This window comes from Spirosoma sp., from assembly GCF_026391055.1.
Taxonomy (GTDB): domain Bacteria; phylum Bacteroidota; class Bacteroidia; order Cytophagales; family Spirosomataceae; genus Spirosoma.
Map to the genome: position 1 here is coordinate 107,059 of NZ_JAPLET010000010.1, position 25,119 is coordinate 132,177.

The window sequence follows — 25,119 nt, forward strand, 5'->3', positions numbered from 1 at the left end:
TAATGCCGACCGTCGAAGCGTTGGCATTACACGCCCGGAACCACCAAATCCTGATACCAGAAGCCCGTGTCCCAGCGGCTATCGGTCTGATCGGAATGGCAGTCGGTGCCGCCCGAGGGAGCATACGTCCGGCGGATTACGTCGCCTTTTTCGAAGGCAATAGGACTGGCGAAGATGGGGCCGTCGTACACAAATGAATGATACTCGCCATTTTCGCCACAAGGGTCGACGTTTTTGGGAAGGTCTTTCAGTAAATCCAGATCCAGCTCACGCCCGACGAACTCCGCACCGAGTTGCTTGTCATTGACGCAGACGAGTACTGCCCGAAAGCCCAAATCCACGAACTCATGGACCAGTTCGGTGGTGTTACGCTGCCAGAGTGGAAACGCGCCTGTAAGGTTTACCTGCTTCAACTGACCTTCCCGATACTGCCTCAGGTCTTCCAGAAAAATATCACCAAAAATAGAGTGGGTGCTGCCCTGCTGGGCTAACGCCTGAAGCGTCGTCTGCATTCGGGCGTCGTATTCTTCCATCGATACATCGCCAGGAAGGCTCAACAGCGTCAATGGAATACCCAGCTTCTCGGCCTGCGCAACCAGCAACTCCTTGCGGACGCCGTGCATACTCACCCGGCCAAACTGTTCGTTGACGCTGGTTAGCAACGTTTGAATCTCCCACCGTTCGGAACGTAAGCTGTGAAACAGAGCGAGGGCCGAATCTTTGCCCCCGCTCCAGTTCATGATGGCTCGCTGGCGACTCATCGGAAATAAAACCCAAACGGGGCAATTTCAGCTCTAACCGAGTCGACCAAAGCGCCGGTTTCTTCATAGCGAAGTACATAGCCCGCCTGTGCGTAGGACGGAATGACACTGCCATAAATTCGTTTGGTTTGCGGGTCGATTCCTAACGCACTGAACGAGCGCGCTAGAATCTGGCTACCCGGAGCCGCAGTGGCCTCAATGGGCAGACGGTAGGTTTTACCACTCAATGTGTAATAAAATGCCCGTTTGTCGGTACTGATCACAACCGAACCCGGCGCGGCTGCAAACGTTATTCGCTTGGCAACAATCCGGCTTGCCGGGTCAATCTGTACCAGGTCGTTACCTGCCTGAATCCACAATTTACCGGTTGCATCGACCGCAATGGGCTCTGGCGTAGACCCGAAGTCGATACGCTGTTTCTCAGTATCGGTATTGAGGTCGATAATGAGCAACGTCTTGCTGCCGGTGTAGGTGCCACTGCCTACAAACACTTCGGTTCCGGCAACGACCATTTTTTCAACACCTTTTACGGCTGGTATTTTCTTAACAACCGCGTTGGTGTTTAAATCAACGACGGCGATGTAGCCAGGATCTTTGTAAAACGTACCTGCATTGAAATCGCCCGATACGTCCCAGCAACTGATATATGCCTTGTTCGGACCCGCCGAAATAACCTGACGCGGGTTTTCAATATCCGGTGTTTTCAGCGTAGCCCGCGATTTGAAGGTTGCAGACTCCACAATCTCAACCTTATCCTGACCGGCGGTACTGTTATCGACTAGAATCAGGCCTTTGCCGTTTACATCGGTATATCCCTGCAAACTACCGCTGATCGACATCGACGGGTTTGCGGTTTGAAAGATACTGGTGGCTACGGCAGTGCCGGTGCGCGGGAGAAACGAAATCGTCCCGTTATTCTGCGAAAAATTGCCCTGATTCAGTATAAGTACACCTGACTCATAGGGCGTTGGCTCTGGGTCGGAGGTTTTACAGTTCCAGAGGGTTAAAGCCAGCAAGCCAAGCAGGATTCCTTTTGTTGGTTGGTAGTTCATTGGGTATTATTTGGTAAATTGATAAGCAGATTGAGTGCCCAGTTGCGCCCCGGCAAGGCGTTCCGTTTTACACTGAACGTCAGTGCATCGAATACATTATTAACCTGTCCCTGAAGCCGAACCGGCACCGGACCGATTTTGGTGGTCGTTTCCAGCAACACATTGGTTAGCGTCGACCCCTTGAAAAACTGGCTATTGTCGAAGGTAATATACCGCCGGGAGTTGGCCTGTGTTTGCACCGTTAGTCGTGTTTGCCCCCGCTGCACATAGGCATTGAACGTTTCGGTATGAAGCGGTACATAAACCAGCTGCTTGCCGATCACATCCTGCGAGTAGGTATCATACGCCCGCTCCTGCGACGACCGAGTCAGGGCATATCCCGCCCGAACCCCTGCCCGCCAGCTGCTACGTGCATACGTGAGATTCATCGTCAACTCGCCCCCCCGTGCCACGACTAGTTGCAGATTCTCGACGTGGTAGTTGGTCGTTGGATTCCAGTACGTCCAGTTATCCACCCGGTTACGGTAGGCTGTCAGGTCCGATGTTAGCGTGAAATGTTCGTTTAAGACAACGGTCGAGGCCAGTCCGGCTTCGAGGTTGAATCCGTCTTCGGGTAATAAATTTGGGTCACCCAGCTCGATCCAGTACCGTTCGTTCAGGGTTGGAACGCGGTAACTCCGGCTGATTGCTCCTTTAGCCGTTAGCGCGAACTTCGTATGTTGCACCAGACGGTATTCAGCTCCCAGCGACGGCGTAATGGGTGGATTGAAGCGCGTAACAAATGCCTGCCGTATGTTGGCCGATACCAGCCAGCGGCTGGTTTGCAAGCGGAGTAAAGCGTACAAATCACCCCGATCTTCCTGAATAAGCTGATCGCCGTAGCCGTCTGTCCGGGTTTGGTAATGCGACCACTCACCCCCAACGCGCAGGTTCAACGACACATTCGCTTTTTGAGGAATTAAAGAGAATTCCCGCTCGGCCCGGCTGATGAACCGATCTGTTTCCGTATGGTCGGGGGACGAGAAGTCGCCCTTTCCATAGTCCAGTATATCGTGAATCCAGCCCAGACGCAGGGTAAGGTGATTGGTTTCGTAGGTGGTCAGGAATCGTGCCGACTGCGTCCGGGTGCGTTCCCGGGCAATGGGGTCCTGTGGGGCCAGCACCAGATCGTTGTCCGTAAGCCAGGCATTGACGGACAATTGCCGACCACTCTTGTGTATGAAGTACAAATCCTGAACTAGACCCCGCTGCGCCGTTGTGGAACGTTCCATGAAGTAGTTTCGGCGCTCGGTATACGGATAGGCGTTGTTGAACTGATTTCGGTACGCGAAGGTCTTGCCCGATAGCTTCCAGGATTGCCCCAGTCCGGTGCTGTAGCGAACCCCAACCTGGGTGTTGTTATTCCGGAAGCTGGCCAGTTGTTGCCCGATCGTTACCTGGATGCCGGGTTGCCAAACGGGACTACTGCCCAGCAGAATGCTTCCACCCACGGCATCGGAGCCAACCACACTCGCCGACGAGCCGTATTGCACCGCCAGCCGGTCGAAACCCGCTATTGGTAAGGTCGAAAAATCTGTCAGACCCAAATTCGGCTGATTGATGTTGATACCGTTCCAGAGTACCGCCGTATGACTGGCCGATGTACCCCGAAAGGCCACCGTAGCCAACTGACCCGGCCCGTAATTTTTAAAGGCCATCGGCGTGTTCAACGCCAGCAGATCGGTTAGTGACCCGAACCGGAACTGAAGCAACGTGGCCGAGTCGATCCGCTGGAGTTTCTGCCCGGCCAGAAACCGTTCGGGCGCGATGGCACGGATGGTCACCGCCGATAAAGACACGACCGACGAATCCGTTTGCCCATATCCATTATACGCCGTAAACAGACCGACAAACGGCATCAGCAGCCACCAATAAAGGGCTTTCTTTCCCACTATCTTCCTGAACAAAATGTGCATCCAGACGCCAGCGCACCAAAGTGACTGACAGCACGCGGTTGGGGTGTTTCCTCCGAACGCCAGAACAACGGATGGTCTTCGGCAGGTCTCCTGGCTCGTCTTATCGGTTCGGACCTTCCCACACTGACAATCAGCGCAGTGGCCATGTAGATTGAATCGATTTTAGGTAAGACTTACAGTTGCGGGGACAGCGCTGGTGTTGCACCAACTTCCCTTTTAAGCCTTGAAAGCTGTTTTGAAACAGCATCAGGCACCGAAAACTCGACAGCAAAGGTAGGGTTATTTACACAAAGCGGCACGGGGAACACAAAGAAATCTCTTCATTGTGTTCCCCGTGCCGCTTTGTGTTAGGAGCGCTCCTGTTAAAATCCCTCGGCTTTAATTTCTTTTTCGGTGATGGTTCCGTATTTCTTCACTTTGTCCCGAATGGTTTCCGCTTTACCGATCAGCACGAACTGAAGCTTGTCTTTGGGAAAATACTGATCGATGATCTGGCGGGTTTTGGCCACCGTGAGTCCGTCGACGTTCTTCTGAAAATTATTGATAAACGATTCATCGAAGCCCAGGCTGAACATATCTGTCAGCAGGTTAGCCAGCTCAGCGGCCGACTCGTACCTCGGCGGGAAGTCGGCTTTAACGTAGTTTTTGGCCGACGAAAGCGTTTTCTCGTCAATACCCGTCCGGTGCAAACTATCGAGTACCTGTATCGCCATGTCGATCGCCTGCGTGGTGGTGCTGACTTTCGTAAATGTTGATATGGCGAAGGTGCCGCTCTTGCGGAATGTCCCGAAACGGCTGCTGGCCCCGTACGTCAAGCCGGAATTTACGCGCAGGGCATCATTCAGCCAGGACGTAAACCGGCCGCCCAGAATGGTGTTAACAACAGTAACCGGTATGAAATCAGGGTTATTCTGGGTGATGCCTTTACCGCCAATCAAGAACGTTGTTTCGCGGGCGTCGTCTTTATTGACGAGCAATACCCGGCTTTTGTCGAACGAAACGACCGGGTCTGTCAGTGCGGGTGATGTGACGGGCGCCGTTTTCCAGTTGCCAAACAGGTCGGTGATGCGTTTTTTCATAGCCGCTGTGTTGAAATCACCCACGATGGCAATAGCCGCCCGGTCGGTGGTAAAGTTTTTCTGGTAAAACTGCCGAACATCATTCGCCGAAATTGCCGACACCGAGTTAGGCGTCCCGGTCAATGGGTTAGCATACGGGTGCCCTTCAAACACGAATTTATTGAAGTATGACCCCACAACACCCCGGGGACTTTCTTTCTGCTGAGTCAACTGGAGCAGTTGTCGCTGCTTGTACCTATCGAATTCACCCTGATCGAATGTTGGCTTTGTGAGCACATCCTCGATAATATCGAAGAGTAAATCCTGATCTTTCACCGCAAACGAGGCACTTAGTTTGGCCACTTCTTTCCCGGCATAAGTATCCACGCTGGCTCCTACGTATTCGGTTTTCTCTTCCAATTGTGCCTTGGTATATTTTGAACTGCCAAACAGCAGCGCATCGGCCGTCATGCTGGCCAACCCATACCGGCTTCCATCCTGCACCGCCCCCGCATCGAACACGGCCGATACATTGATGAGCGGCACCTCGTGCTGTTCCATCAAATAGACCGTCAGCCCGTTCTTTAACTTGACTTTTTGATAGGGCGGTACTTTAAACGTCTGCGCCCAAGACGACGTCATTCCCGCAAGGGTAAGAAATAAGGTAAGTATGTATTTCATAGTACGAAACCCATAAAGCTTTTGAAACCGCAACGGCACAGTCCGCCATTGCGCGCCCGGCTTACAGATTTGAGTTAAAAAGTTCATGATTAATTGTTCTTGACCGGGTTGGCTTTGGGTTCTGGCAAGAGATACCCAACGGTTCGGTTACGGTTTGTCAAATACGTTTTAGCCACCCGCTGAACATCTTCTTTGGTCACCTTTTCGTAAAGAGCCGGGGCCTCGTAGAGCTTTTTGTAATCTCCGAAAAACAGTTCGTACGTGCCCAGCGAGTTCGCCTTTCCGTTGATCGACTCCATCGTCCGGTAAAACTCCATCAGTTTCTGATTCTTCAGCTTTTGCAGTTCTACATCGGTAATGCCCTCGGTAATCACTTTGTCGATCTGATTCAGTACCGAACGCTCCAGCTGTTCAGCAGAAATCCCACTGGCCGCAATGGCGTAGATCGAGAAGAGGCTTGGATCGAACGATTCGCCAAAATTGGTAAAGGCCCGTGAAGCAATGGTTGAGTCGAGCACCAGCGATTTCACCAGCCGCGACGAGTTGCCCGAACTGAGCACACCACTCAGCAAATCGAGCGCATAGTAATCGGGATGGTTTGTTGCAGGCGTGTGATAAGCCATCAAAATATTGGGAGTCGCCACATCTTTGTACGTCGTTACACGCCGTTCGCCATTCTGCGGTGGCTCAACAGTTCGCAGACTATCGGGAAGTTTCTGCGCCGGAATGGGCTCGATATACTGCTCCGCCAGCTTCTTGACCTGCGCGGCTGTTACATCGCCTACTACCACGGCCACCGCATTATTGGGCGAATAATACGTTTTGAAGTACTTTTCCAGATCGGCCTGTGTCCATTTTTTGATATCCGACTCGAACCCAATTACCGGGAACATATAGGGATGTTCAACGAAGGCGGTAGCCTGAACCAGTTCGCTGATGACCCGGTAATTGCTGTTTTCCAGGCCCGTACTCCGCTCCGATAGCACAACGCCCCGCTCACTCTCAACCATTTTTGGGTCGATCGCCAGATCACGAATTCGATCGGCTTCAAGATCGAAGATTGTTTCAAGCGCCCCACTTTGGAACCAGTCGGTATATACCGTCGTATTTTGTGTTGTATAGGCGTTGTTTGATCCGCCGTTGGCTTCCATCACGCGGTCGAACTGTTTAGGGCCGTATTTTTTGGCCCCGTTGAACATCATGTGTTCAAAAAAGTGGGAAAGGCCCGTTATGCCGTGTACTTCGTTACGGGAGCCAACTTTCCAGAAAGTATAGAAGTTAGCGTTGGGAATGGAGTGGTCTTCGAGGACCATGAACTTCATGCCGTTCTTCAGCGTGAATGTTTGTACGTCCTCGGGCTTAGGCTTATTCTGTGCCAGCACAACGCCTGTAACGAGCGTTAGTACGACCAGAAGCCGCATGCGTTTGTCCATGTGAGCAGTTTTAGTTTGGTGAAAAGCTAAAATTAATGACCTTTAGCTCATGAACCAATCACTCTGGTCGCTTAACGGCCAACGCGCCCTCGTAACGGGCGGAACTAAAGGAATTGGCGAAGCCATTGTGCGGCAATTCCTGGACCTCGGCGCTGCTGTATTCATCGTTGCGCGGGACAATGCACTGCTTCAGCAACAACTAACAGCCTATCGGCAAAAGGGCCACAAGGTGGACGGACTGGCCGTCGATATGAGCCAGCCTGGCACCGCGACTCAGGTAATAGAAGCTGTAACAACAAGCTGGGGAAGTCTGGATATTCTGGTCAACAACGCGGGCACCAACATACGCAAAGCCACCGCAGAGTATAGCCCGGCGGAATATGACCATGTGCTGAACACAAACCTACGCTCAGCTTACGAACTGACTCAGGCCGCTTATCCCCTTTTGAAAGAATCCTCGGCGGGCGGCAAGGTCGTTATGATTTCTTCGGTATCAGGTCTGGCGCATACCAGCAGTGGTTCTTTATACGGCATGACCAAAGCGGCCATGATCCAGCTTACCCGAAACCTGGCAGTTGAATGGGCAGCAGACGGCATTCGGGTGAACTCGGTTGCCCCTTGGTACATCAATACCCCTTTGGCAACGCCCGTACTGACCAATCCCGAGAAATTAGCGGGTATTCTGAAACGAACGCCCATGAACCGGGTTGGCGAACCGCAGGAAGTAGCCTCAGTAGTTTCGTTCCTCTGTATGCCCGCGTCAAGCTATGTAACGGGGCAGACCATCTCCGCCGACGGTGGCCTGATGGCCTGGGCGTATTAAACTCCCGCTACCATAGCTTTCATTTTCGTCATGGCCGTTTTGGTTACCGTCAGGGCGTCCTGCGCGTAGTACTCTTTATTGAAAACCTCCAGGGAGAGAACGATAGGCTGGTCGGTTCGCTTGATGAGCTTCAGCGTCTCGCGAATCGGCGCCACGCCATCGCCCGGAAACACCCGATCGGCGTCAACGATCTTCTCGCGGGTGAAATTGGCAGTGTAGTCGTTCACGTGGAATACCTCAATGACCGATTTTCCCACCAGTGGGAGCATCGTATTTCCTGACCCACCTTTGTAGAGGTGATAAATGTCTAACAGCACGCGTGCCGATGGATGGCCGCTTTCGATAGCCACAAACATCACTTCACTTAACCGGCTCAGGTTGGGCGAAAACCCCCACAGTTCCAGTTGGGGAACAACACCTGTTTTGTCGCCTATTTCGAGAATAGCCCGGTAGCGTTCGGCGGCTTTATACAGATCAACTTTAGGGCTCCCCGGCGATTGGGCACCGATGGGTGGAGTCGCTACGCGTTTGCACCCAACTTCGGCCAACATTTCCATTTCACTTTTGAGCTGAGCAAGCCCTTTAGCACGAGCCGCTTCATCGTCAATAATCCAGGGAGCGAATCCGATGGCATTTTCAACCTTTATTCCGTTATCACCAAGAATCCGGCGAGCCTCTGCCGTTGTCCCGCCGTTCTTCAGGTAAGTCTGTAACGTCTCGATCCAGATTTCAACCGACCGAAATCCCGCTTTTGAAGCCGCTTCGAGTTCTTTCACAAAGCCAAGCTTTTGCCCCCGAATGGTACTCATGTTCAGGCAAATTGTAAAAGGAGACTGGGCAGCCGGAGCAGGCTTAGCTTCTAGCGAGGTTGAAGAGAGGGAGGCCCCTACAGAGGCAGTCAAAGCCGCTAGTGTTTGACGGCGGGTCACAGATTGAGACATGAAGGAAACAGAATTCAGGCGTTTGTAGAAATCGTATAGTAAACGAGAAAAGGGGGTAAACCTACTGTTTTACGGTATCTGTAGTTTTTATACTTCCGAACTACGCAAACCAGTGCTCTTAGCTAGTACAAGCCTTGTTAGCGTTGTAGAGTTGAAAGCGCTGATCTTGTAGAGTTGCGACACACAAATTGAAAAAGAATAAATAAGCGACGAAGTAGCCGAAAAGAGGCTGAGCTGGCGTCAAAAAACTTCTTTAAAATAAATTTTCTATTTCTCCTAACTATTTCATACTTTTGCACTCCCAAACTCGGAACATCGAGTCTAACGACATACGAGGGTGAAGGTCCGTAAGGAAACCACATCTGACTTTTTCGGCAAACGAACGTTGCACTGCATCGTGCTGTCTGTCATTTGAGGTCAGGTGCTTTGCGCCCGGCCTTTTTTTATGTCGTTTTGGGGCTGATTGTTAAGCAGATATAGGATTCGTCCGATTATTTGCCTACCTTTGCGCCCCGATTCGGAAGGTCCGAACGGGGAAATGAATACCTATTTTTTACCTGCTTACTTTAAACAAACACAAATGTCTGGTTTAATTGGCAAGAAAATCGGGATGACCAGCGTGTACAATGCGGACGGGCAGGCTCTGGCATGTACAGTGATTGAGACGGGTCCCTGTGTCGTAACTCAAGTTCGTAGCGTCGAGAAAGATGGCTACACAGCTGTGCAGCTGGGTTATGGCGACAAGAAAGAAAAGCACAGCAACAAGCCGGAGATGGGCCACTTCAAAAAAGCGGGCACCACACCTAAACGGAAACTGGTTGAATTCAAAGAATTCGAACAGGAACTTGCTTTAGGTGCAACACTTACGGTAGCCGACGTATTTGCAGAAACTGACTTCGTTGACGTAGTCGGAACAGCTAAAGGTCGTGGTTTCCAAGGCGTTGTGAAACGTCACGGATTCGGTGGTGTAGGCGGTCAAACGCACGGTCAGCATAACCGGGGTCGTCACCCAGGTTCGATCGGTGCCTGTTCGTTCCCATCGCGTGTGTTCAAAGGTCTTCGGATGGCCGGCCGTATGGGCGGCAACCGTGTGAAGGTTCAAAACCTACGCGTTTTGCGTGTTCTGCCTGAGCAAAACCTGCTCGTTGTTAGCGGTTCAATTCCAGGAGCCAAAAATTCATACGTTATTATCGAGAAGTAGGTCATGGAAGTAATCGTATATAACAGCAAAGGCGAGGACACAGGCAAAAAGGTCACGCTTCCGGAAGAGGTTTTCGGTATTGAGCCGAACCAACACGCGATTTACCTCGACGTGAAACAATACCTGGCCAATCAGCGTCAGGGAACGCACAAAGCGAAAGAGCGTGCTGAAAATGCCCACTCAACCCGCAAACTGAAGAAGCAAAAAGGTACAGGTGGTGCCCGTGCCGGTAGCGCCAAGTCGCCGGTATTCGTTGGTGGTGGTACAATTTTCGGACCTCGCCCCCGCGACTACAGCTTCAAACTGAATAAGAAAGTGAAAGCACTGGCTCGCCAGTCGGCTTACGCCGTTAAAGCAAAAGCTGAAAAGATTTCAGTTATCGACAGCATTGCACTGGAAGCTCCCCGCACGAAAGATTACATCCAGTTCCTGAGTGATCTGAATGTAACGGGTAAGAAAACGCTGCTGATCCTGCCCGACGTAAACACAAATGTTGTGTTATCGAGCCGGAACGTACAGAAGGCGAAAGTTACGACAGCTTCGCAGGTAAATACCTACGATCTGATGAACGCCGACCAACTGCTTATCAGCGAAGACGCCCTGTCAACCATTCAAACGTTGTTCGACAAATAAACCATGAGCGTACTAAAACGACCAATCGTCACTGAAAAGATGACGGGCCTTAACAAGCAGGGGAAGTATGCTTTTGAGGTTGAACTAAAAGCCAACAAACTCGAAATCGGCAAAGCCATCGAGAAAATGTATGGCGTAAACGTTGAAGCTGTTAACACCTTCCGGGTATACGGAAAGAAACGCAGCAAGAACATCAACGGACGTGTTGTATCGGGCAAGACCCCAACCACTAAGAAAGCAATTGTTACGGTTGCCGAAGGCGAAGTAATTGATATCTACGCTGACCTGTAAACCGAGCACTGCTCTACCAATTAATCAGTCATGGGAGTTAAAAAACTAAGACCAATAACGCCGAGTACACGTTTTCGCGTGGCACCCGACTTTGCGGAAATAACAGCCTCCAAGCCAGAAAAAAGCCTGCTGGAGCCCATTAAGAGAACCGGTGGCCGTAATAACGAAGGTCACCGCACTATGCGCTACATTGGAGGAGGTCATAAGCGGCAATACCGTATTATTGACTTCAAGCGCGATAAAGTCGGCCAGCCTGCCGAAGTTTTGACTGTAGAATACGATCCAAACCGTACAGCACGCATTGCTCTGGTGCAATATGCTGACGGCGAAAAACGCTACATCATCGCACCACAGGGTATCACCGTAGGCCAGACCATCCGGTCGGGCGAAGGGTCAACTCCTGATGTTGGTAACGCACTACCACTGGCTCTGATGCCAATCGGTACCATCGTTCACAACATTGAATTGACACCGGGTAAAGGTGGTGCAATGGCCCGTTCGGCTGGCACATACGCCCAGTTGGTTGGTCGTGAAGACAAATATGCTATCCTGCGTTTGCCTTCGGGTGAAACACGCCGGGTTCTGAGCGCAGGCATGGCAACGGTAGGTTCGGTATCGAACCCCGACCACATGAACGTTGTCGTCGGTAAGGCTGGTCGTAGTCGCTGGTTAGGTCGTCGTCCCCGTGTTCGTGCGGTAGTTATGAACCCTGTCGATCACCCAATGGGTGGTGGTGAAGGTCGGGCATCGGGTGGTCACCCACGCTCGCGTAATGGCCAGTTCGCCAAAGGTCAGAAGACCCGCAACAAGAACAAGGCATCTGAAAGCATGATTATTAGCCGACGCAAAAAGTAACAGATAAACATGGCACGTTCACTCAAAAAAGGCCCATATATTGATTTCCGTCTGGACAATAAAGTTCAGGCTCAGAATGATTCGGGCAAGAAATCGGTCATCAAAACCTGGTCGCGTCGTTCGATGATTTCGCCGGATTTTGTAGGCCACACCTTCGCTGTGCATAACGGCAACAAGTTTATCCCGGTTTATGTAACGGAGAACATGGTAGGTCACAAGCTCGGTGAATTTTCACCAACGCGTAACTTCCGGGGTCACACCGCAAAGAAAGACAAGGGCAAACGATAAACTAGCAGCGGGTTTCGGGCAGAGGGCCCAGGGTGTTTTCTAATCCCAATGTCCTGGTCCCTGAACCCCAAACCATAAAAACATGGAAGCAGTAGCAAAACTTAAAGATGTGCCCACGTCGCCCCGTAAGATGCGGTTAATCGCCGACCTCATTCGTGGTCAGCGCGTTAGCCGGGCGTTGGGCCTGTTGAAATATCAGCCACAGGCTGGTGCCGACGTATTGCAGAAAGTGCTTTTGTCGGCCGTTGCCAACTGGCAGCAGAAGAACGAAGATCAGCGCATCGAAGATGCCGATCTTTACGTAAAAACGATTTTTGTTGATGGCGGTCCGATGCTGAAGCGTCTTCGGCCAGCACCACAAGGCCGTGGCCACCGGATTCGGAAGCGGTCAAACCACATTACACTTGTGGTAGACAGCGCTGCTGATACGGTATTGAGCCAGGCTGAAGTTTCTACCCCTGAAAACGAACAATAAACAGAAATGGGACAAAAAATAAATCCAGTTGGCCTGCGACTTGGTATTGTTCGGGGCTGGGAGTCGAGCTGGTACGGCGGCAAAGAATTTTCGGAAAAACTTGTTGAAGATGAGAAAATCCGGAAATACGTAGCAGCCCGTATCCCGAAAGGCGCCATTGCGCGGGTCGTTATCGAGCGTACCCTGAAGCGTGTAACCCTAACAATTCACACGGCTCGTCCGGGTATTGTTATCGGTAAAGGTGGTGGCGAAGTCGACAAGATCAAGGAAGAGCTGAAAAAGATCACGGGCAAAGATGTCCAGATCAATATCTTCGAAATCAAACGCCCTGAAATTGATGCGAAACTGGTTGGCGAAGCAATCGCTCAGCAGTTACAGGCTCGTATTTCGTTCCGTCGTGCCATGAAGCAAGCTATCCAATCAGCGATTCGGGTAGGTGCTCAGGGTATCAAAGTGAAAGTATCGGGTCGTTTGGGTGGTGCAGAAATTGCCCGCTCAGAACAATACAAAGAAGGTCGTGTACCTCTGCATACCTTGCGCGCTGATATTGATTATGCTATCTCTGAAGCCCAAACCGTATACGGCAAAATCGGCATCAAAGTGTGGATTTTCAAAGGCGAAGTTTACGGTAAGCGTGATCTGTCTCCGGCAGCCATGATGAGCCAGGCGCAAGCCGGCGAGCGTACTGCTTCGGCAAATGATCGTGGCGACCGTCGTGGCCCACGTGGTGACCGTGATGGCAATGACCGCGGTGGTCGTGGCCGGGGCGGAGATCGCGGTGGTGACCGGGGTGGCAACCGCGGTGGTGCAGGTGCAGGTGGTCAGGGCGGTAATCGTGGTGGCGGCCAAGGCGGCAACCGCGGTGGCGCTGGCGGTCAGGGTGGCAACCGCGGTGGTGGCGGACCAAGACGATAAATTTTGTCGTCAGTTGTCAGTTCACAGTCGTCAGTTCACAAACTATCAGCGACAATCAACTAACCACTATCGACGCTAACTTTCAGAGCTATGTTACAGCCAAAAAGAACTAAATTCCGTAAACAACATAAAGGTAGGATTCCAGGTATCGCTTCACGCGGTCATGAAATCGCCTTCGGAACGTTCGGTATCAAATCACTGGAACCCGGTCGGATTACCGCTCGCCAGATTGAAGCCGCTCGTATTTCCGTAACACGGGCAATGAAACGCGAAGGCCAGGTTTGGATTCGCATATTCCCCGACAAACCAATCACCAAGAAACCAGCCGAAGTTCGGATGGGGAAAGGTAAGGGTGCCCCCGAATATTGGGTAGCCGTAGTGAAGCCCGGCACGATTATGTTCGAAACGACGGGCGTTGATCTGGCAACGGGTATGGAAGCCCTGCGCCTGGCGGCTCAGAAATTGCCAGTTCGGACCAAGTTTGTTGTCCGGCGTGATTATCAGGAGCAAGTCGAAGACTAGTACCCCTAAGCGACGAACAAAATGAAAAAAGAAGATTTGAAAGGGTTGTCGGCCGACGAGATCCGCACTGAGATTGGTGCAGAACAGGACCGACTGTTGAAACTCAAGTTCGCTCATGCGGTTTCTCCAATCGAGAACCCGATGCGCATCCGCGAGAGCCGCAAACGGATTGCTCGCCTGAACACAGAACTGACGGTTAAATCGCGGCAAGCCTAATAAGACACGACGATGGAAGAGCAACAAGCACCAGCACCACAGGAGGAAGTAACCCCGGTGGCAGCAGCAACAGAACAGCCAGCCGCAGCCGCTTCAGCAACGAGCGCAACGGAAACGGCTTCGGAGCGCAACGCTCGGAAAGAGCGTATCGGACGGGTGACCAGCAATAAAATGCAGAAGACCATCACTGTAGCGATTGATCGCAAGGTGAAACACCCGATGTATGGCAAGTTCATGAACAAGACGAAAAAACTGACGGTTCATGACGAGAAAAATGAGTGTGGTATTGGTGACACGGTACGTGTTATGGAAACCCGCCCAATGAGTAAGAACAAGCGTTGGCGTTTAGTCGAAATCATCGAAAAAGCGAAGTAAGCCATGGTACAGCAAGAATCAAGATTAGGAGTAGCCGATAACAGTGGCGCTAAAGAGGTGCTGGTTATCCGCGTCCTGGGCGGTACGGGTAAGCGGTATGCATCAGTCGGTGACAAGATTGTCGTGACGGTGAAGCAAGCCCTGTCATCCAGCAGTATGAAGAAAGGTACGGTTTCTAAAGCCGTAGTTGTTCGGACCAAGAAGGAAGTGCGTCGGAAAGATGGATCGTATATCCGCTTTGAAGATAATGCCGCCGTATTGCTCAACAACAACGACGAGCCACGTGGCACCCGTATTTTTGGACCTGTGGCCCGCGAATTGCGCGAGAAGCAGTTTATGAAAATCGTATCGTTAGCCCCGGAGGTATTGTAAGCAATGGAGAAGAAAATAACGCTACCGAAACACAAATTCCACATTAAGACGGGCGATACTGTCGTCGTTATTGGTGGTAACTCGAAAGGTCAGCGCGGTGTAGTGACAGAAGTAATCGTAGAGAAAGATCGTGCTCGGGTTGAGGGCGTCGCTATGATTACCAAGCACATGAAGCCAACGGCTTCTAACCCGCAGGGAAGTCTGGTAAAAACGGAAGGTTCTATCCACATCAGTAATCTGAAACTGGTTGATCCTGCCACCGGCGAACCTACCCGCACGGGTCGTAAGTTGAATGATAAGGGTAAACTGCAACGGTTCTCGAAAAAGACCGGCAATTTCATCCCCGACGTCCGTAAATAATAAAGGTTTAAGAGAATGGCAACGCCAAGACTTAAAGAAAAATACTTAAGCGAAGTCGTACCTCAGTTGAAGGACAAATTTCAGTATAAGTCGGTCATGCAAGTGCCCCGTCTGAGCAAAATTGTCATCAACAAAGGTATTGGAGCCGCTGTCGCCGATAAAAAATTGGTGGACGTAGGCGTCGAAGAATTAACGACCATCACAGGGCAGAAAGCCGTTCCGACGCTGTCGAAGAAGGCTGTCTCGAACTTCAAACTGCGGGAGAAAATGCCCATTGGTGCGAAAGTTACGCTGCGTGGTGTGAAGATGTATGAATTCATGGACCGGTTAACGACAGTGTCGCTGCCCCGTGTTCGTGACTTCAAAGGCATTAGCGATAAAGGGTTTGATGGCCGTGGCAACTACACCTTTGGGGTGCAGGAGCAGATTATCTTCCCTGAGATCAGCATTGATAAAGTAGCCCGCATTTCGGGAATGGACATCACATTTGTGACGACTGCCGACACCGATAATGAGAGTTACGAATTGCTGAAAGCGATGGGTATGCCGTTTGCTAAAAGTGGTAAATAACAACCGATTTAAAGGTTAAGATAATGGCAAAAGAATCAATAAAAGCACGGGAACGGAAACGCGAAGCCATGGTAGCGAAGTATGCTACCAAGCGGGCCGCTTTAAAAGCCGCCGGTGATTACATCGGCCTGGACAAACTGCCTAAGAATTCGTCTCCTGTCCGTTTGCACAACCGTTGCAAACTAACAGGTCGTCCTCGGGGCTACATGCGTAAGTTTGGTATTTCACGGGTAACATTCCGGGAAATGGCATCAGCAGGGAAGATTCCGGGTGTAACTAAAGCAAGCTGGTAATTCCAGATTCCATTTCTATTTGTAATTCAGTTTCCGTAATTTTGCGAACTTTCTAAAAAACAGGGGTTTGCAAGTAACGCAACGCAACGAATGAATACAGACCCAATAGCAGATTTTCTGACCCGCGTTAGAAACGCCATCCGGGCTAAGCACCGGGTTGTGGAGATACCTGCTTCCAACATAAAAAAAGAAATTACCAAGGTTTTGTACGAAAAAGGGTACATCCAGAACTATAAGTTCGACGACAGTACGCCACAGGGCTCTATCAAAATAGCGCTCAAGTACAACCCCACTACGAAGCAGCCTGCTATCGTTGATCTGCAACGCATTAGTCGTCCAGGTCTGCGCCAGTATCGGGGTGCCGACAATCTGCCGCGTATCCTGAATGGCTTGGGTGTCGCTATCATTTCTACCTCGAAAGGTGTAATGACGGATAAAGAAGCCAAGACGCTGAACGTCGGCGGAGAAGTATTGTGTTACGTATATTAATCCGAACGAACGATGTCACGTATAGGCAAGAAACCCATCGCCCTACCCAGCAACGTAACGTTGTCTGTTGACGACCAGAACGTCGTTACGGTAAAAGGGCCCAAAGGAACCTTAACTCAATTGGTCGATCCGGACATTTCGGTAGCCATCGAAGAAGGTCAGATTCAAGTATCACGCCCCACAGAACAAAAACGCCATAAAGCCCTGCACGGTCTATACCGTTCGCTGGTAAGCAACATGGTGGTGGGTGTGAGCGAAGGTTTTAAACTGAACCTCGAAGTTATCGGGGTTGGTTATAAAGCATCTGTTGCGAACAACATTCTCGAATTGCAGCTTGGCTACTCACACAATGTGTATCTGGCCGTTCCAAGCGAGATTAAAGTAACAGCCGTAACGGAGAAAGGTCAGAACCCAAAAGTATATCTGGAAGGTTCGGACAAGCAACTTCTTGGCGATGTAGCGGCTAAGATCCGTTCGCTCCGTAAAGTTGAACCGTACAAAGGCAAAGGTATCCGCTTCATTGGTGAGCAAGTTCGCCGGAAAGCTGGTAAATCTTCGTCTAAGAAATAATAGGTTGGTCTTTAGTTTTCGGTTTGTGCTTGGTTCAGGCCGACACGAACCGAAAACAAAATACCAAACACATTTTAAACGCCTATTTGGTCGGAATCAAATAACATGGCAACGAATAAACAAGAAAGAAGACAGCGGATCAAGTTTGGTATCCGGGCGAAAGTATCGGGTACGGCAGAACGCCCCCGCCTGTCCGTTTTCCGCTCTAATAAAGCGATCTACGCACAACTCATCGACGATCTTGCCGGCCGCACGCTTGCAGCTGCTTCATCGATTGAATTGAAGAGCGAAGCTGATGGTAACACCATCGAAACGGCGAAAAAAGTAGGCCAGCGGTTGGCTGAAAAAGCAGTTGCACAGAACATCAGCGCGGCTGTGTTCGACCGTAACGGCTACTTATATCACGGTAAAGTAAAAGCATTGGCCGATGCAGCCCGCGAGGGAGGCCTTAAGTTCTAAGCGATGAACATCAATTCAGCAAGACCGACAAAATTTAACGAAGCCGACCTGAAAGAAAAGGTTGTAGCCATCAACCGCGTAGCGAAGGTGGTAAAAGGTGGCCGACGGTTCAGCTTCTCGGCTATTGTCGTGGTTGGCGACGGTAACGGTGTCGTTGGTTACGGATTAGGCAAGGCCAATGAAGTAACAGACGCCATTGCTAAAGGCGTGGAAGACGCGAAAAAGAATCTGGTTCAGATTCCTCTTTTGAAGCGTACAGTTCCTCACGAAATGGAAGGTAAATTCAGCGGTGGCTTTGTCCTGCTGAAACCAGCGGCTCCTGGTACAGGTGTGATTGCTGGTGGTGCTATGCGGGCTGTTCTCGAATCAGCTGGTATCCACGACATCCTGGCTAAATCGAAAGGTTCGTCAAATCCACACAACGTGGTAAAAGCGACGCTTGATGCACTGCTGAAAATGCGTTTACCTCACCAGGTAGCATTCCAGCGTCAGATCAGCTTGGCTAAAGTATTTAACGGTTAATAAACAGGAGCAAGAGACATGGCACGAGTACGCATCACGCAGGTCAGCAGCACCATCAAACGACCGCTAACTCAGAAAAACGCAATCAAGTCGTTAGGTTTGGGCAAAATCAACCGGAGTGTCGAACTGGAATACAACGACGCATTGAAAGGTGCTATCAATAAGGTGCAGCACTTAGTAAAGGTTGAAGAAATTTAAGTATCTTTGCGATTCTTTTGGTTTTCAGGCTGTCTTGACCACCGGTCGAGCATGTTGAAAGGCCAAAAGAATCATCTTTTTACATCTAAATACGGGCGCGAGTGGCAAGTCAGTAAAGAGACGTATCTTTAATATGAAACGTTTTAGACCTAATTCACCTTCTTTAGCCCAGCAAATCACATGAATTTAAGCAACCTTAGACCGGCAAAAGGTTCCGTCAGAGAGCGCAAGCGAGTCGGACGCGGGCAAGGATCAGGCATGGGTGGAACATCCACGCGTGGTCACAAAGGAGCGCAGTCGCGCTCAGGGTACAGTCGTAAAGTGCACTTCGAGGGTGGCCAGATGCCGCTTCAGCGTCGTGTTCCTAAATTCGGCTTCAAGAACATTAACCGCGTCGAGTACAAGCCTCTTAATCTGGATTCAATCCAGGCACTGGTTGAAGAAACCAAAGCTACTGTAGTTGACATGGACTTTCTGCTCCAGCATGGTCTGGTTAGTAAGAAAGACCTCGTGAAAGTATTAAACCGGGGTGAATTGACAGTAGCCGTCGAAGTTCACGCCCATGCGTTCTCTAGCAGCGCAAAAGAAGCGATTGAAAAGGCGGGAGGCAAAGCAGTTGTTCCCGTTAAGCAAGCGAAAGAGGAAGCAGCTAATTAAGTTGTGATCACTGTAACGTCCGACCTACTTCTATGAATCGACTCATCACCACGTTTAAAAATATTTTTGCAATTGACGAGTTGCGGGGTCGAATCCTGAACACGTTGTTGTTCATAACGGCGTTTCGTCTTGGCTCGGCTATTGTACTACCTGGTGTTGATCCCAACAGACTTAATCTTAATCCGCAGGGATTACTTGGTTTGTTGGATACCTTTTTAGGTGGTGCGTTCAGCAAAGCGTCAATTTTTGCATTGGGGATCATGCCGTATATCTCGGCTTCGATTGCTATTCAATTGTTAACGCTGGCGTTGCCTTACTTCCAGAAAATGCAGAAGGAAGGCGAATCAGGACGTAAGCGATTAAATCAAATCACGCGTGTGCTCACGATTGGGGTAACGGCTGTACAGGCAATTACTTATGTTCGTACGACTATACCAGCCGAAGCACTGTTGATTGACCGTGGCTTATTTACCATCTCTTCATTGTTCATTCTAACCGCTGGTACCATATTCTGTATGTGGTTGGGCGAGCGGATCACCGACAAAGGTATTGGCAATGGTATCTCAATGATCATTATGATCGGGATCGTGTCGCGGCTGCCAGGTGCTATTTACGGTGAAGCGTTATCGCGTGGTACCGGTGGTTCGCTGATTTTCGTTCTTGAATTAGTTGGTTTGTTCTTCGTTATTATGGGTGCTGTTGTCCTGACACAAGCAGTTCGACGCATCCCTATCCAATACGCTAAGCAAGTAATTGGAAATAAAGTTGTAGGTGGTCAACGGCAGTATTTACCATTAAAATTAAATGCCGCCGGTGTTATGCCTATCATCTTTGCTCAGGCACTGATGTTTATTCCGACTTATGTTGCCGGTCTGTTTGCTGAAAAAAGCGATTTCGCTGCTAGTGTTCAAAACGCGTTTCAAAGCTATACGACCTGGCAGTACAACCTGCTGTTCTCACTGCTGATTATCATCTTTACGTTTTTCTATACCGCTATCTCGGTTAACCCCGTTCAGATTGCCGATGATATGAAACGTAGTGGTGGTTTCATTCCTGGTGTTAAGCCTGGCATTCAGACTTCAGAGTACATTGGTACTGTATTGGATCGAATCACCTTACCAGGTGCCGTTATGCTCGCCATCGTTGCTATCCTGCCAGCTATTGCCAATTTATTGGGCATGACCAGCGGATTTGCGCAATTCTTTGGCGGAACATCTTTGCTGATCATGGTAGGTGTGGTTCTTGATACATTGCAGCAAGTAGAAAGCTATCTATTGATGCGCCGGTATGAAGGTCTGATGAAATCAGGTCGCGTACAGGGACGTGCCAATAGCGAGACAGTAGCCGCCTAATAATTATGAGTAGTTCCGATAAGAAGGATAAAATGATTTTTCTTAGAAGCGATGAAGAAATCGCTCTGATTAAAATTAGTGCACAGGTGCTGGGGAAGGCCCATGCGGAAGTAGCAAAACTTATCCGACCCGGTATAGCCACCAAGGAACTTGATAAGGTTGCCGAAACGTTTATTAAAGATAATGGAGGGTCTCCTTCGTTTCTTGGATATAACAAGTTTCCAGCTTCACTCTGTATTTCGGTCAATGACGTAGTCGTACATGGTTTTCCAAGTCGCTACGAACTTAAAGACGGTGATATAATTTCGATTGACTGTGGTGTAAAACTGAACGGCTATCATAGTGATAGTGCCTATACGTATCCAGTAGGTAATGTAAATCCGGCGGTACGCCGGTTACTAACCCGCACAAAGGAGTCCTTGTATGTCGGCATTGAAAAGGCGATAGATGGAAACCGGGTTGGCGACATTGGCTACGGGATTCAGACGTATGCAGAAAATTTCGGGTACTCAGTAGTTCGGGAATTGGTAGGCCACGGTGTAGGTGAGAATCTGCATGAAGCCCCGGAAGTACCAAATTATGGTAAACGCGGACAGGGCCCCAAACTGAAAGAAGGCATGATTTTGGCGATTGAGCCGATGATCAACTTCGGTAAGAAAGGGGTTGTTCAGGAACGGGATGGCTGGACGATTCGGACAATTGACCGAAAGCCATCCGCCCACTTTGAACATACAGTGGCCGTACGGAAAGGGAAAGCTGAGATTCTGACAACTTTTGAATACATAGAAGCAGTCACCGCAAACACAAGTCTGATGGTCGACACACAAGAACTGATGGCGGCTTAAAGCGAATATGGCAAAGCAGAATTCTATAGAACAGGACGGTGTGATTTTGGAGGCATTATCAAATGCAATGTTTCGGGTCGAATTGGCCAACAAGCATGAAGTAATTGCTCACATCTCCGGTAAAATGCGGATGAACTACATCAAAATTTTACCAGGAGATCGCGTGAAATTAGAAATGTCGCCTTATGATTTGAGTAAGGCGCGAATTGTGTACCGATACAAGTAAGTGAAGAATGTTGAATGAAGAGTAAAAGCTAGCTTTCATAGCAACCAATTACTCTTCTTCTTTCACTCTTTGCTCTTAACTCCAAACAGATGAAAGTTAAAGCGTCAATCAAGAAGCGCAGCGAAGACTGCATCGTGATCCGTCGGAAAGGAAAGCTGTACGTGATCAACAAAAAGAATCCCCGTTATAAACAAAGACAAGGCTAAGCATGGCACGTATTGCAGGTGTTGATATTCCAGACAAGAAGCGTGGCGAGATTGCGCTCACATACATTTTCGGTATCGGCCGTAGTCGGGCGAAAAAAATTCTGACCGACGCTGGAATCAGTGTTGATAAGAAAGCCAGCGAATGGTCTGATGAAGAAGCGAGTGCCGTTCGTAACGCCATCTCGAACGAATACAAAGTTGAAGGTCAATTGCGCTCAGAAGTGCAGTTGAGCATCAAACGGTTAATGGACATCGGTTGCTACCGGGGTCTGCGGCACCGTAAAGGTCTGCCGGTTCGTGGTCAGCATACCAAAAACAACTCCCGTACCCGGAAAGGTAAGCGGAAGACTGTTGCTAACAAGAAGAAAGTAACGAAATAATTAATCGGTCGCTCATCGTCATACGGACCATTTGTGGCTGGTTAGTTTTCGACTAAGCTGGCAAGTAATGATACCGATGACACATTGACGATTACCTACAAACAATGGCTCAAGCAAAACGCAAAGACAAAGCGAAAAAGCGGGTGGTAATTGTTGAACCCGTTGGTCAGGTACATATCCGGGCCACGTTCAACAACATCATCATTTCGATCACCAACATGAACGGCCAGGTTATTTCCTGGGCATCGGCCGGTAAGATGGGCTTCCGTGGCTCTAAGAAAAATACGCCGTACGCTGCTCAAACAGCCGCTTCTAACTGTGCTGCCGTTGCCCACGATCTGGGAATGCGCAAAGCAGAAGTATTCGTAAAAGGTCCAGGATCAGGTCGTGAATCGGCTATCCGTACCATTCAGAACTCAGGGATCGAAGTAACCACGATTCGTGATATTACCCCGCTGCCGCACAATGGATGCCGGCCGCCAAAACGTCGTCGCGTATAATACGGATGGCATGAATAGGGGCAGGTGACATTAAGTTGTGTCTGTCCAATGTTTCACAATTATTCATTCATTGAAGAATGGCACGTTACACTGGGCCTAAAGCCAAAATTTCGCGCAAGTTCGGAGAGCCAATTATGGGCCCGAGCAAAGCGCTTCAGAAAAAAAATTACGGACCGGGTATGCACGGTCGGGGCCGCAAGCGGAAACAATCCGAATATGCACTCCAACTTCTGGAAAAGCAGAAGGTAAAATACACATACGGTATCCTGGAGCGTCAGTTCCGTGCGCTGTTTCATCGTGCACAAGTTCGCGAGGGAATCACGGGTGAAAACCTCCTCAAATTGTGCGAAGCCCGTTTAGATAACACTGTTTATCGCATGGGTATCGCATCTTCTCGTCGGGCTGCTCGTCAGTTAGTATCTCACAAGCACATCATCGTTGATGGCGAAGTTGTTAACATTCCTTCGTATTCGCTGAAGCCAGGTCAACTGATCGGCGTTCGCGAAAAATCGAAGTCGCTGGAAGCCGTATCGACAAGCTTGTCGGCTCGGAATACTAAGCGGTACAACTGGGTTGAGTGGGATGGTCAGCAACTTGTTGGTAAATTTATCAGCTACCCTGAGCGTGATCAAATTCCTGAGAACTTCAACGAGCAAGCCATCGTCGAATTGTATTCGAAGTAATTCATTGGGTTGGCAGATGCCTTTTCCGGCGTCTGCCGCCTTTATATAGTTTACGGTTAAGGGGGATTGGTTTTCAGTTGAAGGCTAGTCATTAACCCAAGAGAGTACAGATAACCGAAGACCTGAAAACCGTAAACACATTTCAGTCTTCACGCCAAGGCAGAGAACTGCTGTAAAATACGAAACGTATGTCAATATTAGCGTTCCAAATGCCCGACAAAGTCGTAGTGGAGAAAGCTGACGACTTTCACGGGGTGTTTGAATTCAAACCCCTTGAAAAAGGATACGGTGTAACAATCGGTAATGCGCTTCGGCGTATTTTGCTGTCATCACTGGAAGGATACGCCATCACAAGCGTGAAATTTCCGGGTGTGTTGCATGAGTTTTCATCAATTGAGGGCGTCGTTGAAGATGTGACGGAGATCATTCTGAACCTGAAAATGGTTCGCTTCAAGAAGATCAATGACATGGTCGACAACAAGATCACCGTCAATATAAAGAAACAATCGGTTTTGAAAGCCGGTGATATATCCAAGTTTTCGCCTTCGTTCGAGGTGCTGAATCCAGAACTGGAAATCTGCCACATCGATGACACGCGTGACCTGGAAATGGAAATTTTCGTGGAAAAAGGTCGTGGATACGTCCCATCCGATGAACCACGGGTTAATGAGTTGCCTTTCGGTCATATTCCCATCGATGCTATTTACACGCCGATTAAAAACGTGAAATATAGCGTCGAAAATACGCGGGTTGAGCAGAAAACTGACTATGAGCGGTTGCTGTTAGACATCGAAACGGACGGATCTATTCACCCGGAAGAAGCGCTGAAAGGTGCGGCTTACATTCTGATTCAGCACTTCATGCTGTTCTCAGATCAGACGATGACGTTTGAAACGGCTAAACCGGAAGAGGAAAATGTTGTGGACGAAGAAGTCCTGCACATGCGCAAGCTTCTGAAAACGTCATTGGCAGATCTCGATCTGTCGGTACGGGCTTACAACTGTCTCAAATCGGCTGACGTTCGGACATTGGGTGATCTTGTTCGGTTAGAAATTTCCGACATGATGAAGTTCCGTAACTTTGGTAAGAAGTCGCTAACGGAACTTGAGCAACTTGTTGCAGAGAAAAACCTGACGTTCGGTATGGACGTCGCTAAGTACAGACTAGACGAAGATTAAGTCGGTTGGCGGTTTGTGGTTTAGGGTTGACAGCTTAACCGTAAACAATGAACCATAAACTGTAAACCTCACAAGATAATGAGACACGGTAAAAAAGATAATCACCTAAGTCGCACACATTCGCACCGCGAAGCGATGTTGCAGAACATGGCGTCGTCGCTCATCCTGCATAAGCGAATCGAAACCACGGTCGCGAAAGCAAAAGAACTCCGCAAATTTGTGGAGCCAATTCTGACACGTGCCAAAGACGATACTTTCCAGAACCGCCGGATTGTGTTTCAGTCATTGCATGACAAAGAAACTATGAAGGAATTGTTCGGAACGGTAGCCGATAAAATCGCCAGCCGTCCTGGTGGGTATACCCGCATCATTAAACTGGGTAACCGGTTAGGTGATAACGCTGATACCTGCCTGATTGAACTGGTTGATTTCAACGAATTATTGCTGGCTGCTGCTGCTGAGAAATCCGCTGCTACTACCACAAAAACTCGTCGTAGCCGTCGTGGGTCAGGTGCCAAAGCTGATGTTGCTGCACCAGTTGCCGCTGCTGAAGTTGTTGACGCTCCTGTTGCCGAAGCAGAAGTTGTAGAAGCTGAAACGGTTCCCGCCGTTGAGGCATCGGCTGCTGAAGAAGCACCGGCACAGGATGAACAAATCACTCCATCTGATTCGGCGGATGAACCCAAAGAAGCTTAAGGTCGTTAGCTTATAAAGCGAAAAAACTGAGTGATTTACACACACATCATATAGAAAATGGGTTAGCCGGTAACGGTTAGCCCTTTTT

36 protein-coding genes and 1 riboswitch are annotated in these 25,119 nt (G+C 49.7%); of the genes, 30 read left to right on the plus strand and 6 right to left on the minus strand.

Annotated elements, in window-relative coordinates:
- Positions 1 to 26: 26 nt before the first annotated feature.
- The 5 genes from NT073_RS02755 to NT073_RS02775 all read right to left on the minus strand — a co-directional run bounded on the left by NT073_RS02755 (position 27) and on the right by NT073_RS02775 (position 6,940).
- The gene (locus NT073_RS02755; protein WP_297368411.1) at positions 27 to 761 is read right to left on the minus strand and encodes a diphthine--ammonia ligase; all 735 of its coding nucleotides are present in this window, start codon (positions 759 to 761) and stop codon (positions 27 to 29) included.
- The gene (locus NT073_RS02760; RefSeq protein ID WP_297368414.1) at positions 758 to 1,813 is read right to left on the minus strand and encodes a DUF5074 domain-containing protein; all 1,056 of its coding nucleotides are present in this window, start codon (positions 1,811 to 1,813) and stop codon (positions 758 to 760) included. The genes NT073_RS02755 and NT073_RS02760 overlap by 4 nt, the downstream gene beginning before the upstream one ends.
- Positions 1,810 to 3,744, minus strand: a complete 1,935-nt coding sequence (locus tag NT073_RS02765) for a TonB-dependent receptor plug domain-containing protein (RefSeq protein WP_366107214.1) — start codon at positions 3,742 to 3,744, stop codon at positions 1,810 to 1,812. Before NT073_RS02765 ends, NT073_RS02760 begins: the two co-directional genes overlap by 4 nt.
- An 86-nt stretch (positions 3,745 to 3,830) precedes the next feature.
- A riboswitch (cobalamin riboswitch) is annotated at positions 3,831 to 4,041 on the minus strand.
- A gap of 89 nt (positions 4,042 to 4,130) precedes the next feature.
- Positions 4,131 to 5,507 (minus strand): pitrilysin family protein, encoded by a 1,377-nt coding sequence (locus tag NT073_RS02770; protein ID WP_297368417.1) that lies wholly within the window; start codon positions 5,505 to 5,507, stop codon positions 4,131 to 4,133.
- Positions 5,508 to 5,596: 89 nt separating this feature from the next.
- Positions 5,597 to 6,940, minus strand: a complete 1,344-nt coding sequence (locus tag NT073_RS02775) for a pitrilysin family protein (RefSeq protein ID WP_297368419.1) — start codon at positions 6,938 to 6,940, stop codon at positions 5,597 to 5,599.
- A gap of 49 nt (positions 6,941 to 6,989) precedes the next feature.
- Here NT073_RS02775 and NT073_RS02780 point away from each other — a divergent pair, with 49 nt between their 5' ends.
- On the plus strand, positions 6,990 to 7,763 hold the full coding sequence (locus NT073_RS02780) for an SDR family oxidoreductase (RefSeq protein WP_297368422.1): 774 nt from the start codon (positions 6,990 to 6,992) through the stop codon (positions 7,761 to 7,763).
- Here NT073_RS02780 and NT073_RS02785 read toward each other — a convergent pair.
- On the minus strand, positions 7,760 to 8,704 hold the full coding sequence (locus tag NT073_RS02785; protein ID WP_297368430.1) for a sugar phosphate isomerase/epimerase family protein: 945 nt from the start codon (positions 8,702 to 8,704) through the stop codon (positions 7,760 to 7,762). The two genes, NT073_RS02780 and NT073_RS02785, sit on opposite strands and share 4 nt — an antisense overlap.
- Positions 8,705 to 9,284: 580 nt before the next feature.
- Between NT073_RS02785 and rplC the strand changes: the two genes are divergently transcribed.
- The 29 genes from rplC (at position 9,285) to rplQ (ending at position 25,031) form a co-directional block, all read left to right on the plus strand.
- On the plus strand, positions 9,285 to 9,905 hold the full coding sequence (gene rplC, locus NT073_RS02790) for a 50S ribosomal protein L3 (RefSeq protein WP_097129765.1): 621 nt from the start codon (positions 9,285 to 9,287) through the stop codon (positions 9,903 to 9,905).
- Between the two features lie 3 nt (positions 9,906 to 9,908).
- On the plus strand, positions 9,909 to 10,538 hold the full coding sequence (gene rplD, locus NT073_RS02795) for a 50S ribosomal protein L4 (protein ID WP_297368443.1): 630 nt from the start codon (positions 9,909 to 9,911) through the stop codon (positions 10,536 to 10,538).
- A gap of 3 nt (positions 10,539 to 10,541) precedes the next feature.
- Positions 10,542 to 10,829 (plus strand): 50S ribosomal protein L23, encoded by a 288-nt coding sequence (rplW, locus tag NT073_RS02800; RefSeq protein ID WP_012930240.1) that lies wholly within the window; start codon positions 10,542 to 10,544, stop codon positions 10,827 to 10,829.
- A 30-nt stretch (positions 10,830 to 10,859) separates the two neighbouring features.
- On the plus strand, positions 10,860 to 11,684 hold the full coding sequence (gene rplB, locus NT073_RS02805; RefSeq protein WP_297368447.1) for a 50S ribosomal protein L2: 825 nt from the start codon (positions 10,860 to 10,862) through the stop codon (positions 11,682 to 11,684).
- Between the two features lie 9 nt (positions 11,685 to 11,693).
- Positions 11,694 to 11,972 (plus strand): 30S ribosomal protein S19, encoded by a 279-nt coding sequence (gene rpsS / locus NT073_RS02810; RefSeq protein WP_012930238.1) that lies wholly within the window; start codon positions 11,694 to 11,696, stop codon positions 11,970 to 11,972.
- Between the two features lie 82 nt (positions 11,973 to 12,054).
- Complete coding sequence (gene rplV, locus NT073_RS02815; RefSeq protein WP_012930237.1) at positions 12,055 to 12,447, plus strand: 50S ribosomal protein L22; 393 nt, start codon at positions 12,055 to 12,057, stop codon at positions 12,445 to 12,447.
- 6 nt (positions 12,448 to 12,453) lie between these two features.
- On the plus strand, positions 12,454 to 13,362 hold the full coding sequence (rpsC, locus tag NT073_RS02820; protein WP_012930236.1) for a 30S ribosomal protein S3: 909 nt from the start codon (positions 12,454 to 12,456) through the stop codon (positions 13,360 to 13,362).
- Positions 13,363 to 13,452: 90 nt separating this feature from the next.
- The gene (gene rplP / locus NT073_RS02825; protein ID WP_012930235.1) at positions 13,453 to 13,884 is read left to right on the plus strand and encodes a 50S ribosomal protein L16; all 432 of its coding nucleotides are present in this window, start codon (positions 13,453 to 13,455) and stop codon (positions 13,882 to 13,884) included.
- A gap of 21 nt (positions 13,885 to 13,905) precedes the next feature.
- Positions 13,906 to 14,100: a 50S ribosomal protein L29 gene (gene rpmC, locus NT073_RS02830; protein WP_012930234.1), complete on the plus strand. Its 195-nt coding sequence runs from the start codon at positions 13,906 to 13,908 to the stop codon at positions 14,098 to 14,100.
- Between the two features lie 12 nt (positions 14,101 to 14,112).
- The gene (gene rpsQ, locus NT073_RS02835) at positions 14,113 to 14,475 is read left to right on the plus strand and encodes a 30S ribosomal protein S17 (protein ID WP_297368461.1); all 363 of its coding nucleotides are present in this window, start codon (positions 14,113 to 14,115) and stop codon (positions 14,473 to 14,475) included.
- Between the two features lie 3 nt (positions 14,476 to 14,478).
- The gene (gene rplN, locus NT073_RS02840) at positions 14,479 to 14,847 is read left to right on the plus strand and encodes a 50S ribosomal protein L14 (protein ID WP_018618706.1); all 369 of its coding nucleotides are present in this window, start codon (positions 14,479 to 14,481) and stop codon (positions 14,845 to 14,847) included.
- A 3-nt stretch (positions 14,848 to 14,850) separates the two neighbouring features.
- Positions 14,851 to 15,207, plus strand: a complete 357-nt coding sequence (rplX, locus tag NT073_RS02845; protein ID WP_297368466.1) for a 50S ribosomal protein L24 — start codon at positions 14,851 to 14,853, stop codon at positions 15,205 to 15,207.
- 15 nt (positions 15,208 to 15,222) lie between these two features.
- Positions 15,223 to 15,777, plus strand: coding sequence for a 50S ribosomal protein L5 (rplE, locus tag NT073_RS02850; protein WP_012930230.1), 555 nt, complete (start codon positions 15,223 to 15,225; stop codon positions 15,775 to 15,777).
- A gap of 23 nt (positions 15,778 to 15,800) precedes the next feature.
- Complete coding sequence (gene rpsN / locus NT073_RS02855) at positions 15,801 to 16,070, plus strand: 30S ribosomal protein S14 (protein WP_012930229.1); 270 nt, start codon at positions 15,801 to 15,803, stop codon at positions 16,068 to 16,070.
- A 90-nt stretch (positions 16,071 to 16,160) separates the two neighbouring features.
- Positions 16,161 to 16,559 carry a 30S ribosomal protein S8 gene (gene rpsH / locus NT073_RS02860; RefSeq protein WP_046577835.1) on the plus strand — a complete coding sequence of 133 codons (399 nt, stop codon included), beginning with the start codon at positions 16,161 to 16,163 and terminating at the stop codon, positions 16,557 to 16,559.
- Between the two features lie 12 nt (positions 16,560 to 16,571).
- Positions 16,572 to 17,129, plus strand: a complete 558-nt coding sequence (gene rplF, locus NT073_RS02865) for a 50S ribosomal protein L6 (RefSeq protein WP_297368473.1) — start codon at positions 16,572 to 16,574, stop codon at positions 17,127 to 17,129.
- A gap of 105 nt (positions 17,130 to 17,234) precedes the next feature.
- The gene (gene rplR, locus NT073_RS02870) at positions 17,235 to 17,588 is read left to right on the plus strand and encodes a 50S ribosomal protein L18 (protein WP_297368476.1); all 354 of its coding nucleotides are present in this window, start codon (positions 17,235 to 17,237) and stop codon (positions 17,586 to 17,588) included.
- A gap of 3 nt (positions 17,589 to 17,591) precedes the next feature.
- A complete protein-coding gene (gene rpsE / locus NT073_RS02875; RefSeq protein WP_012930225.1) occupies positions 17,592 to 18,110 on the plus strand; it encodes a 30S ribosomal protein S5 in 519 nt (172 codons plus the stop codon).
- Between the two features lie 18 nt (positions 18,111 to 18,128).
- Positions 18,129 to 18,308 carry a 50S ribosomal protein L30 gene (gene rpmD / locus NT073_RS02880; RefSeq protein WP_012930224.1) on the plus strand — a complete coding sequence of 60 codons (180 nt, stop codon included), beginning with the start codon at positions 18,129 to 18,131 and terminating at the stop codon, positions 18,306 to 18,308.
- A gap of 180 nt (positions 18,309 to 18,488) precedes the next feature.
- On the plus strand, positions 18,489 to 18,965 hold the full coding sequence (gene rplO / locus NT073_RS02885; RefSeq protein ID WP_297368481.1) for a 50S ribosomal protein L15: 477 nt from the start codon (positions 18,489 to 18,491) through the stop codon (positions 18,963 to 18,965).
- Positions 18,966 to 18,997: 32 nt separating this feature from the next.
- Positions 18,998 to 20,317 (plus strand): preprotein translocase subunit SecY, encoded by a 1,320-nt coding sequence (secY, locus tag NT073_RS02890; RefSeq protein WP_297368484.1) that lies wholly within the window; start codon positions 18,998 to 19,000, stop codon positions 20,315 to 20,317.
- A 32-nt stretch (positions 20,318 to 20,349) separates the two neighbouring features.
- A complete protein-coding gene (gene map, locus NT073_RS02895) occupies positions 20,350 to 21,162 on the plus strand; it encodes a type I methionyl aminopeptidase (RefSeq protein ID WP_297369138.1) in 813 nt (270 codons plus the stop codon).
- Positions 21,163 to 21,169: 7 nt separating this feature from the next.
- On the plus strand, positions 21,170 to 21,388 hold the full coding sequence (gene infA / locus NT073_RS02900) for a translation initiation factor IF-1 (protein WP_009284801.1): 219 nt from the start codon (positions 21,170 to 21,172) through the stop codon (positions 21,386 to 21,388).
- 89 nt (positions 21,389 to 21,477) lie between these two features.
- On the plus strand, positions 21,478 to 21,594 hold the full coding sequence (gene ykgO, locus NT073_RS02905) for a type B 50S ribosomal protein L36 (protein ID WP_009284800.1): 117 nt from the start codon (positions 21,478 to 21,480) through the stop codon (positions 21,592 to 21,594).
- A gap of 2 nt (positions 21,595 to 21,596) precedes the next feature.
- On the plus strand, positions 21,597 to 21,974 hold the full coding sequence (gene rpsM / locus NT073_RS02910) for a 30S ribosomal protein S13 (protein ID WP_012930220.1): 378 nt from the start codon (positions 21,597 to 21,599) through the stop codon (positions 21,972 to 21,974).
- Between the two features lie 104 nt (positions 21,975 to 22,078).
- Positions 22,079 to 22,474 carry a 30S ribosomal protein S11 gene (gene rpsK, locus NT073_RS02915; protein ID WP_012930219.1) on the plus strand — a complete coding sequence of 132 codons (396 nt, stop codon included), beginning with the start codon at positions 22,079 to 22,081 and terminating at the stop codon, positions 22,472 to 22,474.
- Positions 22,475 to 22,551: 77 nt separating this feature from the next.
- The gene (gene rpsD / locus NT073_RS02920) at positions 22,552 to 23,157 is read left to right on the plus strand and encodes a 30S ribosomal protein S4 (RefSeq protein ID WP_297368497.1); all 606 of its coding nucleotides are present in this window, start codon (positions 22,552 to 22,554) and stop codon (positions 23,155 to 23,157) included.
- A 188-nt stretch (positions 23,158 to 23,345) separates the two neighbouring features.
- Positions 23,346 to 24,335, plus strand: a complete 990-nt coding sequence (locus NT073_RS02925) for a DNA-directed RNA polymerase subunit alpha (protein WP_012930217.1) — start codon at positions 23,346 to 23,348, stop codon at positions 24,333 to 24,335.
- A gap of 78 nt (positions 24,336 to 24,413) precedes the next feature.
- Positions 24,414 to 25,031, plus strand: coding sequence for a 50S ribosomal protein L17 (gene rplQ / locus NT073_RS02930; protein WP_297368501.1), 618 nt, complete (start codon positions 24,414 to 24,416; stop codon positions 25,029 to 25,031).
- Positions 25,032 to 25,119: the final 88 nt, after the last annotated feature.

What these genes read in the sequence shown, in the direction of transcription:
- rplQ (WP_297368501.1), top strand. Translation starts at nt 24,414, where the DNA reads ATGAGACACGGTAAAAAAGATAATCACCTAAGTCGCACACATTCGCAC.
- rplW (WP_012930240.1), top strand. Translation starts at nt 10,542, where the DNA reads ATGAGCGTACTAAAACGACCAATCGTCACTGAAAAGATGACGGGCCTT.
- rpsM (WP_012930220.1), top strand. Translation starts at nt 21,597, where the DNA reads ATGGCACGTATTGCAGGTGTTGATATTCCAGACAAGAAGCGTGGCGAG.
- rplF (WP_297368473.1), top strand. Translation starts at nt 16,572, where the DNA reads ATGTCACGTATAGGCAAGAAACCCATCGCCCTACCCAGCAACGTAACG.
- rpmD (WP_012930224.1), top strand. Translation starts at nt 18,129, where the DNA reads ATGGCACGAGTACGCATCACGCAGGTCAGCAGCACCATCAAACGACCG.
- secY (WP_297368484.1), top strand. Translation starts at nt 18,998, where the DNA reads ATGAATCGACTCATCACCACGTTTAAAAATATTTTTGCAATTGACGAG.
- NT073_RS02925 (WP_012930217.1), top strand. Translation starts at nt 23,346, where the DNA reads ATGTCAATATTAGCGTTCCAAATGCCCGACAAAGTCGTAGTGGAGAAA.
- NT073_RS02785 (WP_297368430.1), bottom strand. Translation starts at nt 8,704, where the DNA reads ATGTCTCAATCTGTGACCCGCCGTCAAACACTAGCGGCTTTGACTGCC.
- rpmC (WP_012930234.1), top strand. Translation starts at nt 13,906, where the DNA reads ATGAAAAAAGAAGATTTGAAAGGGTTGTCGGCCGACGAGATCCGCACT.
- rpsK (WP_012930219.1), top strand. Translation starts at nt 22,079, where the DNA reads ATGGCTCAAGCAAAACGCAAAGACAAAGCGAAAAAGCGGGTGGTAATT.
- rplB (WP_297368447.1), top strand. Translation starts at nt 10,860, where the DNA reads ATGGGAGTTAAAAAACTAAGACCAATAACGCCGAGTACACGTTTTCGC.
- rplN (WP_018618706.1), top strand. Translation starts at nt 14,479, where the DNA reads ATGGTACAGCAAGAATCAAGATTAGGAGTAGCCGATAACAGTGGCGCT.
- NT073_RS02770 (WP_297368417.1), bottom strand. Translation starts at nt 5,507, where the DNA reads ATGAAATACATACTTACCTTATTTCTTACCCTTGCGGGAATGACGTCG.
- rplR (WP_297368476.1), top strand. Translation starts at nt 17,235, where the DNA reads ATGGCAACGAATAAACAAGAAAGAAGACAGCGGATCAAGTTTGGTATC.
- rpsH (WP_046577835.1), top strand. Translation starts at nt 16,161, where the DNA reads ATGAATACAGACCCAATAGCAGATTTTCTGACCCGCGTTAGAAACGCC.
- rplX (WP_297368466.1), top strand. Translation starts at nt 14,851, where the DNA reads ATGGAGAAGAAAATAACGCTACCGAAACACAAATTCCACATTAAGACG.
- rplO (WP_297368481.1), top strand. Translation starts at nt 18,489, where the DNA reads ATGAATTTAAGCAACCTTAGACCGGCAAAAGGTTCCGTCAGAGAGCGC.
- rplV (WP_012930237.1), top strand. Translation starts at nt 12,055, where the DNA reads ATGGAAGCAGTAGCAAAACTTAAAGATGTGCCCACGTCGCCCCGTAAG.
- infA (WP_009284801.1), top strand. Translation starts at nt 21,170, where the DNA reads ATGGCAAAGCAGAATTCTATAGAACAGGACGGTGTGATTTTGGAGGCA.
- ykgO (WP_009284800.1), top strand. Translation starts at nt 21,478, where the DNA reads ATGAAAGTTAAAGCGTCAATCAAGAAGCGCAGCGAAGACTGCATCGTG.
- rpsE (WP_012930225.1), top strand. Translation starts at nt 17,592, where the DNA reads ATGAACATCAATTCAGCAAGACCGACAAAATTTAACGAAGCCGACCTG.
- NT073_RS02775 (WP_297368419.1), bottom strand. Translation starts at nt 6,940, where the DNA reads ATGGACAAACGCATGCGGCTTCTGGTCGTACTAACGCTCGTTACAGGC.
- rplC (WP_097129765.1), top strand. Translation starts at nt 9,285, where the DNA reads ATGTCTGGTTTAATTGGCAAGAAAATCGGGATGACCAGCGTGTACAAT.
- map (WP_297369138.1), top strand. Translation starts at nt 20,350, where the DNA reads ATGATTTTTCTTAGAAGCGATGAAGAAATCGCTCTGATTAAAATTAGT.
- rpsS (WP_012930238.1), top strand. Translation starts at nt 11,694, where the DNA reads ATGGCACGTTCACTCAAAAAAGGCCCATATATTGATTTCCGTCTGGAC.
- NT073_RS02755 (WP_297368411.1), bottom strand. Translation starts at nt 761, where the DNA reads ATGAGTCGCCAGCGAGCCATCATGAACTGGAGCGGGGGCAAAGATTCG.
- rplD (WP_297368443.1), top strand. Translation starts at nt 9,909, where the DNA reads ATGGAAGTAATCGTATATAACAGCAAAGGCGAGGACACAGGCAAAAAG.
- rpsN (WP_012930229.1), top strand. Translation starts at nt 15,801, where the DNA reads ATGGCAAAAGAATCAATAAAAGCACGGGAACGGAAACGCGAAGCCATG.
- NT073_RS02780 (WP_297368422.1), top strand. Translation starts at nt 6,990, where the DNA reads ATGAACCAATCACTCTGGTCGCTTAACGGCCAACGCGCCCTCGTAACG.
- rpsQ (WP_297368461.1), top strand. Translation starts at nt 14,113, where the DNA reads ATGGAAGAGCAACAAGCACCAGCACCACAGGAGGAAGTAACCCCGGTG.
- rpsD (WP_297368497.1), top strand. Translation starts at nt 22,552, where the DNA reads ATGGCACGTTACACTGGGCCTAAAGCCAAAATTTCGCGCAAGTTCGGA.
- rplP (WP_012930235.1), top strand. Translation starts at nt 13,453, where the DNA reads ATGTTACAGCCAAAAAGAACTAAATTCCGTAAACAACATAAAGGTAGG.
- NT073_RS02760 (WP_297368414.1), bottom strand. Translation starts at nt 1,813, where the DNA reads ATGAACTACCAACCAACAAAAGGAATCCTGCTTGGCTTGCTGGCTTTA.
- rpsC (WP_012930236.1), top strand. Translation starts at nt 12,454, where the DNA reads ATGGGACAAAAAATAAATCCAGTTGGCCTGCGACTTGGTATTGTTCGG.
- rplE (WP_012930230.1), top strand. Translation starts at nt 15,223, where the DNA reads ATGGCAACGCCAAGACTTAAAGAAAAATACTTAAGCGAAGTCGTACCT.